Below are 14,968 nucleotides of genomic sequence, written 5' to 3' on the forward strand. Positions count from 1 at the left end.
CCTTCCATTGGATTGAAACTTGCGGAATTGGGTTTGTCAGGGTCTACGTGAATACACGGGATATCCATTTCTAAACACATTTCATTTACCATTGCCGCCACATCCCCTTTGAGCTCGACAACGGATATACCTAATGGAACACCTCGCTTCTTCTGTAGCAGCAATTGATAGAACACCGGCTTTAATATCGTAGCCGTCTTGCCACAACGTGTTGGACCTACAGCAAGCATATGTGTGAAACAGTCGTTACCTTGCCATACAATGGGCATACCCATCTGCATTATCTCCTTTCAATCTCATTTCTTTATCCAATCCCATATCCCGAAGTACACGTTTATCTGATCCATTTTGAATGGTGCGCGGTTATCTTCTTCAAAACTAAAAAGAGTTTGAATGGTTCTCGATATTTTAAATCCGAGTAATTCTAGGTGCTCTTTGTTCTGTTTTCTAAAATACAATTGATTTGGTAGTTCACCTTCTACCCACAATAATTCGGGAAGCGAGTAGGCATTGTGCGATATACGTTTCACCCAAAACCGCATATCCTTTTTGAAGTTTTGGGTATCCATTATCCTCAACAATAGGAGGGATGTTTCAAGGACGACAAAACCCAGCTCGATTAGTTCGGTTGGATTTTGTTTTGCTACAAGGGCTTCGACTTCAGGGTAGATATACAGCTTATTTCTACAGATTTTAGCTTTGAAGAACATGATTTGATTTCTCCCTACCGTAAAAAGACAATAAAAATAACACGTTCCATTCTGTGGCTGAATGAATGGAACGTGTTTTGTGTCAAATAGATTATTTAATATCTTACTTGTTCGAGTAATCGAAAGCCAATTAGTTGAACAAAGAGTTCGGTTACTGAACTGGTTTGTATATGTAATACACCTCTGGTTGACATAACGCCACTTTTCATTTCCGAACTTTTAATGCGATAACGACTGAAATCACAAGCATAACTAGATAGAACCAGAAAGGTATGTGACCATAGAAATAAGTAATAGCTGCTCCAGATAGAATTCCTAAAAATAAAAAAAGATAGAGAATTTTAATAAATATTACACCTCCAAATTAATTTAGCTGAATCATTCACCTCTATTAACAGTTATCACCAACCATAACACGCATTTATTTTTAATCAAAAAGCTTCCTGAAAAAAGATTCATTTTGCTGATACCGTGCATGAACATGTAAAATAAGTAGCCTACTCCTAAGGGACTCGTTAACATCCCCTGTACATTGGCCCCGCGGTTTAATTCATATTCTACTTTTACCTCACGACTGTCTTTCATCACCCATTGATACTTTTCTAAATCAATCATAATATCGTTACTGGATAGTAGGAACGGAAGATGCCGGATATTTACATGTAATTGGTCTACCTCCCCGGTGTAATCAGACACCTGAGAAGATTGTCCATATCAAATTTCGCTATTGGTTATTTATGAGTGTTTAGAGTCTCTAATTAATGACTTTTCCGCTCATAAACCCTTTATGTAAGGCATCCAAAACTTTAAAAAAACACACCCCCAGCGTGGTTATTTAAGATAACCACTTTGGAGGTGTGTCTTTTGCCCAATATATGTCGCCAATTGAGTAATGAGCTGTAAATTCATCCTCGGCGATATGATAATGAAAGTTATAGAAGTAGCCGTCTTGAGGCCTTTTCTCAGTTCGTACATGAAAACGAATAAGATCTTTCCTATCATCCAAATCATATACATTAAATATTTTCTCCGAATAATCTCCGGCAGGCTTTTCACTGATAGCTAAACGCCGTTTATGAAGATTATCGGATTTTTCAAGTGTCATCTGAATGGCTTCTTCAATTTTCGGGAAAATGATATTATCAAAATCATCGGCAATTACAGGCCCAACTTTTGTACCGAATTTCATATAGGATAGTCTTTTTGCAGATGTGATAAATAGTTCTTCTAAGGAATCGGAACTCCCCATCAGATTTTCTTCATCTAAAGAATCGGCTAATCCAATCGAATAATCTGTACTCTGTAAGGGTCTATCCGAAATTTTTGAAAGACCTTTGTCTTGCAAGTTAGTCCAAATTTCATGATTTGGTGGAATTGCACCAAATGTCAAAAGTGCTACGGCAACAATGAGCGTTTTCTGGAACCACTTTTTCATAGTATCTCACCCGCAATTTAGTATATTTTAATATTCTATTTTGACGAAAAGCTATTGAAAAGGTTTCTTCTTTCTCACTTTCATTGTACAATAATAACGTAGATAAATGTTCGTTTTCTTGAAGGAGGTACTCATTAATGGATGTACAATTGTTTATCGGCCTAGGGATGCTCGCATTGATCCTATACCTAAGCTCATTGAATTTCACACATTAATAGCGATAAACGCCGTCGTCCACTTCTTTTGGATGACGGCGTTTTTAATTTCTTCACTTTTGGATAAAAGCAAAATGGAATTTCGTATTCGGTCTTATTACTTGTTCCATATGAAATCTTTCGAATACGGGTGAATCAAAACGATTTTTTACAACAACACGCCGTTTACATACACGTTGTGCCTGTTCTATCCATTCATCTGTAAGCGATCTATGTACACCAGCTTGACGCAGTGGTGTGAAATTGGATGATTCTACAATAGGTGTATGAAACATCGGATCTATATAGACAATATCCCAGGAAGAATCGGATAGCTTGCTTAAATAATCAATCGCCTCCGACTGAATAACTTCTATTCTTAGCATGGCCAAAGTAAGTTGGTCAGAATGGGAAGGAAATGAACGAAGTCCCCGGCCGGTTATAAACGCAATAGAAGGATCAGCTTCAATCCCTAACACTTTGCCGTTTTCTCCTGTTATGAAAGATGCGGTAATGCTGTCTGATCCAAGACCAAGCGTACAATCAAGAAATGAATCTCCTTTGCGCAATTGAGCTGTCTCAATTAATGGATCCTTTTCCCCGTTCGCAAGCCGTTTCAATCTGAACGCGGCGGAATTGGGATGAAAGAAAAATGGGTCCTCCATTCCAATCCGATATAACTCATAGCGATTCTTGCCTGCTACAAGCACATCCGCGCCACTAGTTTTCTGCATCCCGTGAATAGACTGTTTATTTCGTTCGACAATCGGATAACCGAGAGCTCTAGAAGCTTCTAATGCAAGTTGTATCGATTTATCATTTGGTCTGCCGGCAGTCGTAATGACTGTACTCATTATTTACAAACTTGGTCGAGTACTTCTGATAGATGGTCTTTAATTTGTTCCATTTCGAAATTTTCGATTTGTTCTCTTGGTATAAAATAGGCTAATGCTCCATCTTTCCAAAGGGCAATCGAAGGTGAACTCGGCGGTACTTCTGGGAAATAATCTCGCATCATTTCAGTCGCCTCTTTATCCTGTCCAGCAAATACAGTCAACAAGTGATCTGGTTTATGTTCGGCTCCTTTTAACGCTTCTCTGACAGCTGGGCGTGCCAAACCCGCGGCACATCCACAGACCGAGTTGATCACTACCAGTGCCGTCCCCTCAAGTGTTTTCATAGTACTTTCGACATCCTCAGACGTCGTTAATTCCGTAAATCCAGTCCCTACAAGCTCTTCACGCATCGGTTTAACGATACCTTTCATGTACTCATCGTAAGCATTCATGTTTTCGCCCCTTTTCATATGTGTTAAAAATCGCTTTGTAAATCAAGTTCCACGAGTTCTATTCTACCTTGTCTTTCATAATTTTTCACGGTTCTTCACTTTATATGTTAGATTCTATGATTTCTTTTAGTTATTACGAACGCATGAACCTCCCACGACTGAAGTCTCGGGTTTCAGGGTTAGTGCTATCGCACATTGACCACTTGAGGCTGGGAACACACAGCCGCTATACCGTTAGCGAATGCTTTCGGCACTACTTTTCTTAGGATGTTTGCTGCACCATTCACATCTGCATTTATTAATGATTTACTTTTTGTACGGTATATACCGCGTTTTATACGTTTTCCACTGAAAATGTGATTTGTATTATTCCCCGATTTGTAGGTCGGAATAATGTCTTCATCTACAAAACTTGCCTGAGATGTGTAGCTTTCTTCAGTTACAATTACTGATATATCCTCGGCATTCGCTTTGTAAGTGATTAAATCTATTAGCAATGAGTGTGGTACTTGGACAAAGTTTTGATTGTTTCTTTTCCCTAATTCTATTTTTTGTTTCCAACCCACATTCTTGCCAATAACAATTGCATCAATGTTTCTTTCCACGGCTATTTTCACGATATTGAAACTAACTTTATGGAAAAAGTCTTTGATTTGTCTGTGTCTTGCGGAATCTAATTTCACTAACTTTTTAGACTGGAAGTTTCCTTCTTTTGGTTTTTTCCCGTTACGAAGAGCCGCGTAGAAGTAAGCGCGCATTTTGTTGTACCATTGATTGATAGATTTAACTTTACCGCCTTTAAAAAGGACTGGAACGTGCTCTGTATTAAAAACTAGCGCTGCAATGTTATCAAGACCTAAATCGATACTCATGCATCGTTCCATTTTGGCGGATAATTGTTTTTTCGTCTCGATTAAAAAGACTAATTCAACAGTAAAACAATTGTGCCTGGGTATGATTCTCACTTGTTGAAACTTACCATTGAAATTTGCTAACTTACCGATATTTATTTTTCTTTTGGTTTTTGGAAAGCTCAGGAATTTACCGTCTTTAATTTTGCAAATTTGATTCGAAAGAGTTGATTCTTTCCTGCCTCCTTTAGGTAGGTAACCAGGAATAGAAGGTCTTCCTGTATATTTTCCTGGATTCTTTTTGAAGTCTTTCAAACTTGCGAAAAAACTAGTCCAATTTTGCACGACATTTCTAAGAACTTGTTGATTTATCTGACCTGGCAACGAATAATAGTCTTTTTGTTTAATTGTTTTAAAAAGACAATCAAGAAAATTGTAACCTAAGAAGGGCTTTTCTTTTGAAGGTAACTCAAATAGAATTTCCTTTATTTCTTTTTGTTCGTCTCTTGGTTTCATTTGTTCTTTTTCTAATTTTTTGCTATATGCTCTTTGTTGATTGACATTCATTTTATCAATATTGTCACGAAGTGTGTTCATTACTTCTATTTGTAAAGGTTGTAACACACCTTCATTGTTTAAAGAAGTGTATACCTGCCTGATAAAGAAATTTGTCGTGTTATATAGGTTATTACTATTTAGACAAAGTTCATCGAAATAAGAATATATTCTATGTCCTTTTTTAATGTTGATTTGATAAGTTCGGTAATCTTTTTTCAGTTCCATATTTTCTCACCACCCTTCGTAAGAATATTCCACCAAATAGAATGTCAGTTCGTAAAGTGATATCACTTTATAACGAAAAAAAGAAAGCCAATTCATCCCACGACTGAAGTCACGGGTGTTCTCGGCTTAATCATAAAATAGCCACCTTCTCAATCGAGCTTGTGCTGTTACTTCCTTCCTGGCCATCGATACATACTGACATCCATTCGAAAAGAGCAGTCGCCTTTTAACAATTTTGCACCAAGTATTTTTTGCTACTATCTACTTTAAATATACTAATCAGGATCCATGCAGTACCTCATAATCATAAAGTTCCGCCTTCGCCCATATACTAGGTCGAATCTGAAGAGAGGTGGGATAAGTATGAATGGACAACAATCGGAAGTTAAAATGGTAAGTGTATTTGACCCTTACTTTTATCAATCCTTACTAAATTTCAGGTCAAAAAATATCGTTATTCAAACAACGAAAAATCCGATACAAGGTTTATTAATAACAGTCATGCCTGATCATGTTGTAATTAACGTGAGCGACACGCCATTTTACGTTAGACTGCAAGAAATTGTCTGGGTTACACTTACATGATTTTTAAAGATTCAAATGAGGGGAGTGAATCAATTGATCAAACGTGTAAATCAATTACCGATTGATCTACCTATCCCAGAATACGGGGATGCGAACGCAGCTTCTGCGGTTCAGGAACTGTTGGGCGGAAAGTTTGGAGAAATGTCAACGCTTAATAACTATATGTACCAATCATTTAATTTCAGGCAGAAAGGAAAGCTCAGGCCTTTCTATGATTTAGTTGCGAGTATTACCGCAGAGGAGTTCGGTCATGTTGAACTCGTTTCTAACACGATAAATATAGTGAATCAAGGTACATCTTTTACAGCAGACCCAAACTTAACACCTTTACAAAACGCTAAAGATAAGCGGAATACGTATGCCTTCATAGCAAATGCACAAACTTCAATGCCTGGAGACTCAATGGGCAATCCATGGCGCGGAGATTATGTGTTTTCCAGTGGGAATTTAGTACTTGACCTATTGCATAACTTCTTTCTTGAATGCGGGGCAAGAACGCATAAAATGCGTGTATATGAAATGACAGACCATCCAACAGCAAGAGAAATGATTGGTTATTTGCTCGTTCGAGGAGGTACACATATACTCGCCTATGCAAAAGCGTTAGAAATGGCCACTGGCACTGACTTGACAAAGATGCTACCAATACCTAATTTAGATAATCGCGTCTTTGATACTGCAAGAAAATATGAAAATCTAGGATACGGTAATGTATTATTTACTTGGAATGATACTGGAGAATACAAGGACATACGTCAGATTTGGAAAGGGACCAATCCAAGTAGTGGTGAAAAGCTATTTGTAAAAGAAGGCATGCCAAAAGGCTATGAAATTCCTGATTTTGAGGGTATCCCTGAAGAGTTTGCACCCGGTATCGGCAGAGATGAGTATGAGCAAATTGCTCGGCGGTTGTTGTCGGGTATGTAGTTAAGAATGGGTCATTTCAAAATTGAAACTTGCCCACACAATAAACGCGAAAATATCAACGTTTAACACTTAGCCAAGACACATCTTCATTAATTCTTACACCATCATTAATTGCTGCTCCAGCTCCATAAAACTGTGTTTACAATCTCTGAAAAACAGCCACCTACTCTCAATTGAGTGGGCGGCTGTTTTTCTGTTAGTTTCGTTAGACTTTGACTCTTGATAGTCTAAAATACGCGAGGCCTGCAATTAAACTTGATGCGAAGATAATGATTCCCATTGGAATTGCTGTCTCTTCTCCTGCTATTCCAACAAGTGGCGCCGTGATTGCACCTAAAATGAATGGTAGTAATCCAAGTAAAGCAGATGCACTACCTGCAATATGCCCTTGCTTTTCCATCGCGAGTGAGAAGGATGATGTCGAAATGATCCCAATCGAAGCGACGAAAAAAAAGATAGGAATAACGATTGTAATAAGTGGTCCATTCAATAACACGGCAATCAGCAACAATGTGCCTGAAGTAATAGAAAGGAACAAACCCGATTCTAAAAATCGTTGTTCAGATACAACACCCGTTAAGCGTCCTACTACCTGCGCGCCGATGATAAGTCCAAATCCATTCATACCGAATAATATGCTGAATGTCTGCGGAGAAACTCCGTATATATTTTGATAAACAAACGGTGTCCCAGCGACATAAGCAAAAATGCCAGCCATAATGAAACCTTGTGCAAGTGCATACCCCATAAACTGTCTATCTTTTAACAGTGACAGAATGTTTTTTATCGTATGAGAGAGATTACTTGGCATGCGCATTTGTTCAGGCAAAGTTTCATCCATTCTCCATAAAACAATGACAAACAACAAAAAGCCGATTGTACTCAAGACTGCAAATATACCAGTCCACTCAGTAAACGCTAGGATCCCTCCCCCAAGAACAGGTGCGAGGATTGGTGCCAAGTTATTAATAAGCATGAGCAAAGCAAAAAACTTCGTCAATTCCCGTCCGCTGTATAAATCTCGGACGACAGCCCTAGAGATAACGATACCCGCAGCGGCAGCAAAACCCTGCAAGAAACGCGCTGCAATGAAAAAGCCGATATTTGGAGAAATTACACATAAAATTGATGCGACAAAATAAGCAATAAGTGCCATCAGCAACGGCTTTTTCCGTCCATGGACATCACTCATTGGGCCGATTATAAGTTGACCTAACCCTATACCTAGGAGGCAAGCAGTTAAACTCACCTGTACATAGGTAGCCGTAGTACCAAAAGCACTTACAATTGTCGGAAATGAAGGTAGATACATATCAATTGTTAACGGTCCCAATGCTGCTAATGTTCCCAGAAGTAATGCAAATCGTATTCGTTTATTTCCTTTAAGTGGTCCCACGTTCAATAACGACCTTTCTCTGATAAAAAATTGCATAGGTATGTGATGATATCCCACGGAAGAATCACAAGTGTTCTACTATATCACCAAAACACCAAACATAAAAGTAGGATGATTTTGTTTCAAATCATCCTACTTTTATGTTTGAGATTAGCATTATTCTAAGAATTCTTTATAAGCGATAACTTTTAATGCCAAAATTTCTTCCTCTGTGAGCTTTCCTTCTAAATCCACTATTAGTTCCTGTATTTCCTCGTTCGACATTCCACTTTGAGCTTTAGAGTGAATAGATTGGAGTTCACTGAATCCGACTTTTTTGATTAAAACTCTTGTTGCTTGCTCTTTTGTTGTGAAAGGAAGATTATTATTATCAACATTTGCACCTTCTTCAATGATACGCATTAATTCAGGGTCCTCAGCCACCATTTGTTTGATTTCGTTTAATTGACCACTGTTTTCTAATTCAGTAGTTACAACGTTCATTACTTTGTCCGATGCGATATTGGTTCCGAAATGATAGATTCCATATCCTACTCCGCCAATAATTAATAGTAGGAGGATAAGGATTTTCAACAGTTTCATTCATCTTCCTCCCATTTTTCATAGCATAGGAAACTATAAAACCACGTACTGTGGATAAGACGCATGATAGAGATTTCACGTAAAGGCTCTAGCATCTCTTAACAGACACTTGTGTTTTTGTTATTTAGAAAAAACGTTAGCGAAATGTAAGTTCTCACATCCACTAACGTTAAACATCTAAATAATTGCACTCGTTATATTACTATTTTGAGCCTGTTCGCGCCTCTGTCATTTGTTTCCAAACTGACCCCTTGGCATCTTCGCCTTCAGCAATTCGGGCAATTGCCATACGAATTTGAAGCTTAACTTCGAACTCCGGATCGTTTTCAGCCTTTTTCAAAGCAGGCAACGCCGCTTCAGTTCCTGTTTCATATAAAAACATAGCCGCACGCCAGCGAACTAGTTTATTCTTATCATTCAATATTTCAATTGCCGCCTTTTCGAACCCCTCGAAACCAAGGTCACTCATGCAGTCTCCCGCCGTCCTACGCACCGCCCAACTTCTGTCTTTAAGTGCTTTTTCAATATACGGAATAACTGCGACGTCTTCAATCATACCCAGGTAAACCGTTGCGAGGCGTCTAATTGACATCTTTTCATCGTCCAGTGCCCGCTCCAGAAGTGCTGCATCCGACATGTCTGGATCAGGTATTTGATCCAGTAGTTGAAATCTATTCTCCCATTGGTCAACTGAGAAGTCCTCCAGTGAAATTTTTCTACCGCGCTGGCCCCCTTCACTTTGTCCTTCATTCGCCTGACGGACAATCTCAAGTAATCGTTCTTCTGGATAAGCCGCCTCTATTTCCTGAATCACTGTTTCACCGATTTCAGCCTTTTCTCCGTAACGAATTCCATAATCTGCCCATTTACGCAATAAAATATAATTTTCCACTTCACGCCCATGAACCTTCTCCATTGCTTGTACAAAACGGTCACTTAGACCGAAACGTTCTTCTGATTCGCTATCAAAAACTTTTACTTGTAGCGGAATATCTTTGTAGGTTTGAACATGTACGTATACTTCGCCAAAACTATCGTCGATCTCCACTTCAATTTCCGTTTCTTCACTCTGCTCTTCATTGAAAACGGCTCGGACACTAGCAAGTATCGTTTCCCATGCAACGTTCCCTATGCGTTCAATCGCCATAAAGTTCATGACATGGTAAATTCCTTTTATGCCATGAATGTTCAATAAAGCTGAAATCGGGTGCGGTGCGGACCCCATATCCTCTTTTTTATAGTTATGACTTATCATTTTGGGTAGCTCAGTGTCGAGAATGATTTTCATTGAGTTCGGACTTGGTGTCGGTTCAATCGTTACTATTTTCAAGTTCATTTGCCCCTTTCGTTAGGACTTATTCAATTCTTGTAAGAACGACCAGCGTTCAATAAGACTTTCATATTTACCGTTCAATTCTTCAAGTGATGACGTTAAATCTCTTAATTTATCGTAATCAGACCCAGTGGACGCCATTTCTGCTTCCGTGGATTCGATTAATTTCTCAACTTTATCGATGTCCGACTCAATTGTTTCATATTCTTTCTTTTCGGCGTACGATATCTTCCTTTTTAGTTCCTGTTGAATCGGCTCTTCTATTTTAACGATTGGTTCGTGTACCACTACTTCTTTTGGTACATACGTTTCTAGGAAATCAGAATAAATACCAAACCAGGTGTCGACATCCCCTGATCCATCCATTACCCATAATTTTTTTGATGTACGATCTAAGAAGAACCGGTCATGTGAGATCGTGATAACAACACCCGGGAATGTATCGATGAAAGATTCCAATACAGAAAGGGTTTCAAGGTCGAGGTCGTTTGTCGGTTCATCCAAAATCATGACGTTAGGTTGTTCCATAAGTAGTTTTAGTAAATATAGTCTTTTTCGCTCGCCACCTGATAGTTTACCGATGGGTGTCCCGTGCGCTTGTGTAGGAAATAAAAAACGCTCCAACATTTGAGAAGCTGAAATGCGGACACCATCAGCATCTTCGATATCATTCGACGTATCACGAATATATTCGATAATTCGTTTTTTCTCATCCATTATTGGCGTGTGTTGTTGGAAATGAGCAATTTTTACTGTTGTTCCTTTATCGATGATTCCGCTGTCCGGTTCACTTTCACCGGATAACATATTCAATAACGTCGTTTTACCTGCCCCATTAGGTCCGACAACCGCGATACGGTCACCCGATTGTAGAATGCACGAGAAATCATCAATGACTTTTCTTCCACCGAACGACTTCGAGATGCCTACCGCTTCAATCACTTTCTTGCCTAGTCGCGTCGACTTAAGCGCGACGTCCATTTCTCCGCTCGTGTCTTCTTTTTTAACCTTTTCCGCCAGTTCATCAAAGCGCCCAATCCGAGCTTTTTGCTTTGTCGATCTAGCTTTCGCACCTCTTCTAATCCACTTCAATTCAGATCGGTACTGATTGCGAAGCTTATCATCTGTCGATGCTGCCATCTCCGCACGAATTGCTTTCGACTCAAGATAATTTCCGTAATTACCTGTATGAGAATATAACGTTTTATCAGCAAGTTCATAGATGCCAGTTGATAACTCGTCCAAGAAGTAGCGGTCATGGGTAACAAAGATAACAGCGCCTTGTTCATTTTTCAAGTAATCTGACAGCCACATGATCGAGTTTACATCTAAATGGTTTGTCGGTTCATCGAGAAGTAAGAGATCTGCAGGCTCAATTAGAACTTTTGCGAGCGTTACCCTCTTTATTTGTCCACCCGAAAGTTCACTCATCTTCTTATCGAACGTTTCAATGCCAAGTTTCGATAAAATTGTACGGGCTTTTGAATTTATATCCCAACCGGATAAATCGTCCATCTCATTTTGATATTTCGAGTATTGGTCCTGATTCAGTGTAGATTCAGGATTTGCAGAAAGTGCTTGAAGTGCATGCTCATACTCTAAGTTAACCTTGATAATCGGTGCGTCACTCTTGAACACTGTTTCCATAACAGTAAGTTCTGGGTCGACTTCAGGTTCTTGAGGTAAATATACAATTCGGTATCTATTCGGATGATCGGTCGAAATCGAATCGGCTTCTTCGACTCCTGCAATGATTGACAGTAAAGTTGACTTACCTGTCCCATTGATGCCGAGCAAACCCACTTTTTCTCCACTCGCAACCGTAAAGGCTATATTTTTAAACAAAGTTTTTTCCCCAACTGTCTTTGTGAGGTTTTCAATAATTAATTGGCTCATGATTACACTTCCATTTCTAATGACTACCTTATTCTATCATAGCCGATTAACATAGCTTTTTAAAAGTGTATTGTACTATTAAATGCATCTTATCATCTAAAAAATGCATGTTACGTGAGATTAATTTCCACTAATTCCATGAAGCGGTACAATTCCATCAATACGTTTCTTGAGAAAGGATGTGATAATCATTCAAAAGCTTTTTCAAATGCTCCTGCAGAAGTCAAACAAGCATTCCAAATCGATATGGGAATGTTATATGAAATTAACGGTGAAAAACATCATTTTTTAGCGTTCTCTATGTTCCCGGAACTACATTGCTGTTCTTCGGATTCTCATTGCTCGTTATGAGGAGGGAAATTGAAAAAGCTTGTAAGTACATAACTCATTGTACTTACAAGCTACTTATCATTTTAATTTACAAGGCGACCTTTTATTCCTTTTTCTTCCCAATAAGCATCACGAATTTGAACTTTCAGTATTTTTCCGGAGGCTGTTTTCGGAAGTTCATCTACAAAAGTAATCCCAGTTACTGCTTTGAAATGAGCTAATCTTTCTTTGCAAAATGCGATAATCTCCTGTTCGTTCGAAGTCATATTTTCACGTAGTACAATAAAGGCGTGTGGCGTTTCCCCCCACTTCTCATGCGGTACCGCTATGACCGCAGCCTCGAGAATTGCCGGATGTCCATAAAGGACTCCTTCGACTTCAATTGAAGATATATTCTCCCCACCGCTGATAATAACATCTTTTTTGCGGTCCACTATATTGATGTATCCATTTTCGTCAACGGTCCCCATGTCGCCCGTCAATAGCCGCCCGTTTTGTAGCACCTCTTCCGTAGCTTGATCATTTTTCCAATAACCTTTCATGACGCCATGGCTACGCACCGCCACTTCCCCAACTTGTTTGCCGTCATGTGCAACCTCGTCCCCTTGTTCATCTAGAATCTTTACATCGCTTCCAATCATCGAATAACCAGCTTTTGCTTTTAATTCAATTTGTTGTGCTCTTGATAGTCCGGTTAAATGCGAGCGAATTGTTGAAATCAGGCTGAGTGGTGATGTTTCTGTCATGCCATATACTTGGATGAATTCCCAACCCAACTCTTCTTCGACACGATTGATGAAAGCGGGAGGCGGTGCAGATCCTGCAATGACAACACGAATATCTTGTTCGATTACTGGATGATGCTGATCATGGTATAGCAATAATGCGTTCAATACTGTGGGAGCCATGTGTAAAATAGATACTTTGTGTTCTTTAAGCGCATTAAATATGGACTCTGGAGTGGATTTTCTTGAGCAAATATGTGTAGCTCCATTTGCGGTGTAATAAAATGGTGATCCCCAACCATTCACATGAAACATTGGGAGCACATGTAGATAAACATCCGAGTCAGTAACCCTTAAATGGTGCATTGTACTAAGTGCATGTAGGTAATTGTTGCGATGTGTCAACATGACGCCTTTTGGATTTCCAGTGGTACCGCTCGTATACAGTAAACTGCAGACATCATTTTCATCAAGTTCAGTCCGGTTAAATGGCTCGGTTGAAAAAGAGGCTAACCATTCATCATAGCTCGTCTCACTAGTATCAGAATCCTTATAATGAACAATAATATGCTTGATTGTTTCAAACTTGTCTATTACTGGTCTAATTAATTCATAGAGGTCTTGATCGACAAAAAGCACTTTTGATTCACTATGGTTCAGAATAAAGGCATAGTCTTCCGGTTTTAATCTAATATTCAAAGGAACCATAACTGCTCCAAGTTGAAACACGCCATAAAATCCCTCTAGCATTTCAAGTGAATTCCCCGCTAAATATGCAACTTTGTCACCTTTACATATCCCTAATTCACGTAGCCCATGTGAAAGCTGATTGACTCTCTCATTCAGTTGATAATAAGTATATTTACGTCCTTCGCAATATACCGCTTCCTTTTCTCCATATAAAGAAACTGCACGGTCAAGAAATTGCGGTAATAGTAGTGGTACATTCATCCATTTCACCCCATCATTTTTATTTAGTATATACCATTTAGAATTTTCAGTCATCACTAAATATTCTTATTTCCGATAGCGGTTTATGTCTAAATAAATTCATAAATGAAATTTCAATGCAAAACTATTAGTTTAATAAAACACAAAAAACTTACCTGTTTGCCAGAATGCACAGGTAAGTTTTTTATTTTTACTTTTTACGCCAGAATTATTCAATTAAACTATAAATCCCTTAAGTAAATTTATTCTTTAGAGATATTTTATTTTCATTGTCTTTTAACCACAGTTTTACTACCTGAGTACAGCCCACTCGCAGAAAGCCCCATCATTAACCCAATGAGGATTGCTGCCTTGATATCATGAGGATATATATATACAACTCCACCTACAATTCCGAAGAGAATGGCTGTTACCGGTAATAATTTTTTTGGCATACCGTACATTTTCAACAACTCCACTATTCCAATGATAAGTGGAATTAAAACGACATCATAGATATCCAACATTTCTCCTCCTGTACTAGTTAGTCGATAACCAATTAATTTCTTTTTTTGGTAAATGACTACACAAATTTCAATGCGGAGTTAAGTGGAAGTTAACGGAAATGGCTATAGAGTGACTATCGTTATGTACGGAACGAACATTCGTCCCTATCGAAGTATCAGATTGCGAAATTGTGAGCTTCAAAATGTAAAAGAGCGACTTTAATATAATACTTCTAAAAGAAGCATCATCATTCCACTTTTCCTGAGAAGTGTTCCGACACAAGCGCTACAAAATGAGTTGTAGATAGTCATATAGCTTCAAGTTTCCCAATTGTTTGGTTCGGTTTTTGTATTCCTTTAACTATATGAACAAAAGTTTGTTAACATGAACTATAAATAAATTAAATATACTAATATAGTATAAATGCATTTAGTAATTATCTATTTGATACATTAAAAAGATTCCAACAACATTGAAATGTTGTAATTACAACGTT

The 14,968-nt window shown here is 38.5% G+C and carries 15 protein-coding genes and 1 pseudogene; 3 read left to right on the plus strand and 13 right to left on the minus strand.

Annotated elements, in window-relative coordinates; all coding sequences use genetic code 11:
• The 7 genes and pseudogenes from AC25Y6_RS15385 to AC25Y6_RS15415 form a co-directional block, all read right to left on the minus strand.
• Positions 1–275, minus strand: a pseudogene (locus AC25Y6_RS15385) (type IV secretory system conjugative DNA transfer family protein); the annotation flags it as partial.
• 21 nt (positions 276–296) lie between these two features.
• Positions 297–710, minus strand: coding sequence for a hypothetical protein (locus tag AC25Y6_RS15390; protein ID WP_488143650.1), 414 nt, complete (start codon positions 708–710; stop codon positions 297–299).
• 378 nt (positions 711–1,088) lie between these two features.
• Positions 1,089–1,325 (minus strand): hypothetical protein, encoded by a 237-nt coding sequence (locus tag AC25Y6_RS15395; protein ID WP_488143651.1) that lies wholly within the window; start codon positions 1,323–1,325, stop codon positions 1,089–1,091.
• A 220-nt stretch (positions 1,326–1,545) separates the two neighbouring features.
• Positions 1,546–2,145 (minus strand): YpjP family protein, encoded by a 600-nt coding sequence (locus AC25Y6_RS15400; RefSeq protein WP_482100630.1) that lies wholly within the window; start codon positions 2,143–2,145, stop codon positions 1,546–1,548.
• Between the two features lie 268 nt (positions 2,146–2,413).
• Entirely contained in the window at positions 2,414–3,193 is a 780-nt protein-coding gene (locus AC25Y6_RS15405; protein ID WP_488143652.1) for a class I SAM-dependent methyltransferase, read from the minus strand.
• A complete protein-coding gene (locus AC25Y6_RS15410) occupies positions 3,193–3,627 on the minus strand; it encodes a BrxA/BrxB family bacilliredoxin (protein WP_482100632.1) in 435 nt (144 codons plus the stop codon). Before AC25Y6_RS15410 ends, AC25Y6_RS15405 begins: the two co-directional genes overlap by 1 nt.
• Positions 3,628–3,812: 185 nt before the next feature.
• A complete protein-coding gene (locus AC25Y6_RS15415) occupies positions 3,813–5,261 on the minus strand; it encodes an RNA-guided endonuclease InsQ/TnpB family protein (RefSeq protein ID WP_488143653.1) in 1,449 nt (482 codons plus the stop codon).
• A gap of 363 nt (positions 5,262–5,624) precedes the next feature.
• Between AC25Y6_RS15415 and AC25Y6_RS15420 the strand changes: the two genes are divergently transcribed.
• Both AC25Y6_RS15420 and AC25Y6_RS15425 read left to right on the plus strand, forming a co-directional pair.
• Positions 5,625–5,846: a YuzF family protein gene (locus AC25Y6_RS15420; protein ID WP_482100634.1), complete on the plus strand. Its 222-nt coding sequence runs from the start codon at positions 5,625–5,627 to the stop codon at positions 5,844–5,846.
• 33 nt (positions 5,847–5,879) lie between these two features.
• Entirely contained in the window at positions 5,880–6,773 is an 894-nt protein-coding gene (locus AC25Y6_RS15425) for a manganese catalase family protein (protein ID WP_482106491.1), read from the plus strand.
• 205 nt (positions 6,774–6,978) lie between these two features.
• Here AC25Y6_RS15425 and AC25Y6_RS15430 read toward each other — a convergent pair whose 3' ends face one another.
• From AC25Y6_RS15430 to AC25Y6_RS15445, 4 genes are all read right to left on the minus strand, one after another.
• Positions 6,979–8,169 carry a Bcr/CflA family multidrug efflux MFS transporter gene (locus tag AC25Y6_RS15430; RefSeq protein WP_488143654.1) on the minus strand — a complete coding sequence of 397 codons (1,191 nt, stop codon included), beginning with the start codon at positions 8,167–8,169 and terminating at the stop codon, positions 6,979–6,981.
• Between the two features lie 156 nt (positions 8,170–8,325).
• Positions 8,326–8,751 carry a hypothetical protein gene (locus tag AC25Y6_RS15435; protein WP_488143655.1) on the minus strand — a complete coding sequence of 142 codons (426 nt, stop codon included), beginning with the start codon at positions 8,749–8,751 and terminating at the stop codon, positions 8,326–8,328.
• 202 nt (positions 8,752–8,953) lie between these two features.
• Positions 8,954–10,081 carry a virulence factor gene (locus AC25Y6_RS15440; RefSeq protein WP_488143656.1) on the minus strand — a complete coding sequence of 376 codons (1,128 nt, stop codon included), beginning with the start codon at positions 10,079–10,081 and terminating at the stop codon, positions 8,954–8,956.
• Between the two features lie 18 nt (positions 10,082–10,099).
• Positions 10,100–11,980, minus strand: a complete 1,881-nt coding sequence (locus AC25Y6_RS15445; RefSeq protein WP_488143657.1) for an ABC-F family ATP-binding cassette domain-containing protein — start codon at positions 11,978–11,980, stop codon at positions 10,100–10,102.
• 138 nt (positions 11,981–12,118) lie between these two features.
• On the opposite strand from AC25Y6_RS15445, the gene AC25Y6_RS15450 reads away from it, so the two are divergent.
• Positions 12,119–12,331: a hypothetical protein gene (locus AC25Y6_RS15450; protein WP_488143658.1), complete on the plus strand. Its 213-nt coding sequence runs from the start codon at positions 12,119–12,121 to the stop codon at positions 12,329–12,331.
• Between the two features lie 62 nt (positions 12,332–12,393).
• On the opposite strand, the gene AC25Y6_RS15455 is transcribed toward AC25Y6_RS15450, so the two are convergent.
• Positions 12,394–13,986: a long-chain-fatty-acid--CoA ligase gene (locus AC25Y6_RS15455; protein WP_482100640.1), complete on the minus strand. Its 1,593-nt coding sequence runs from the start codon at positions 13,984–13,986 to the stop codon at positions 12,394–12,396.
• A 266-nt stretch (positions 13,987–14,252) separates the two neighbouring features.
• On the minus strand, positions 14,253–14,492 hold the full coding sequence (locus tag AC25Y6_RS15460; RefSeq protein WP_488143659.1) for a hypothetical protein: 240 nt from the start codon (positions 14,490–14,492) through the stop codon (positions 14,253–14,255).
• Between the last annotated feature and the right edge of the window lie 476 nt (positions 14,493–14,968).

The sequence above is a fragment of the Sporosarcina sp. Y1004 genome, from assembly GCF_057669665.1.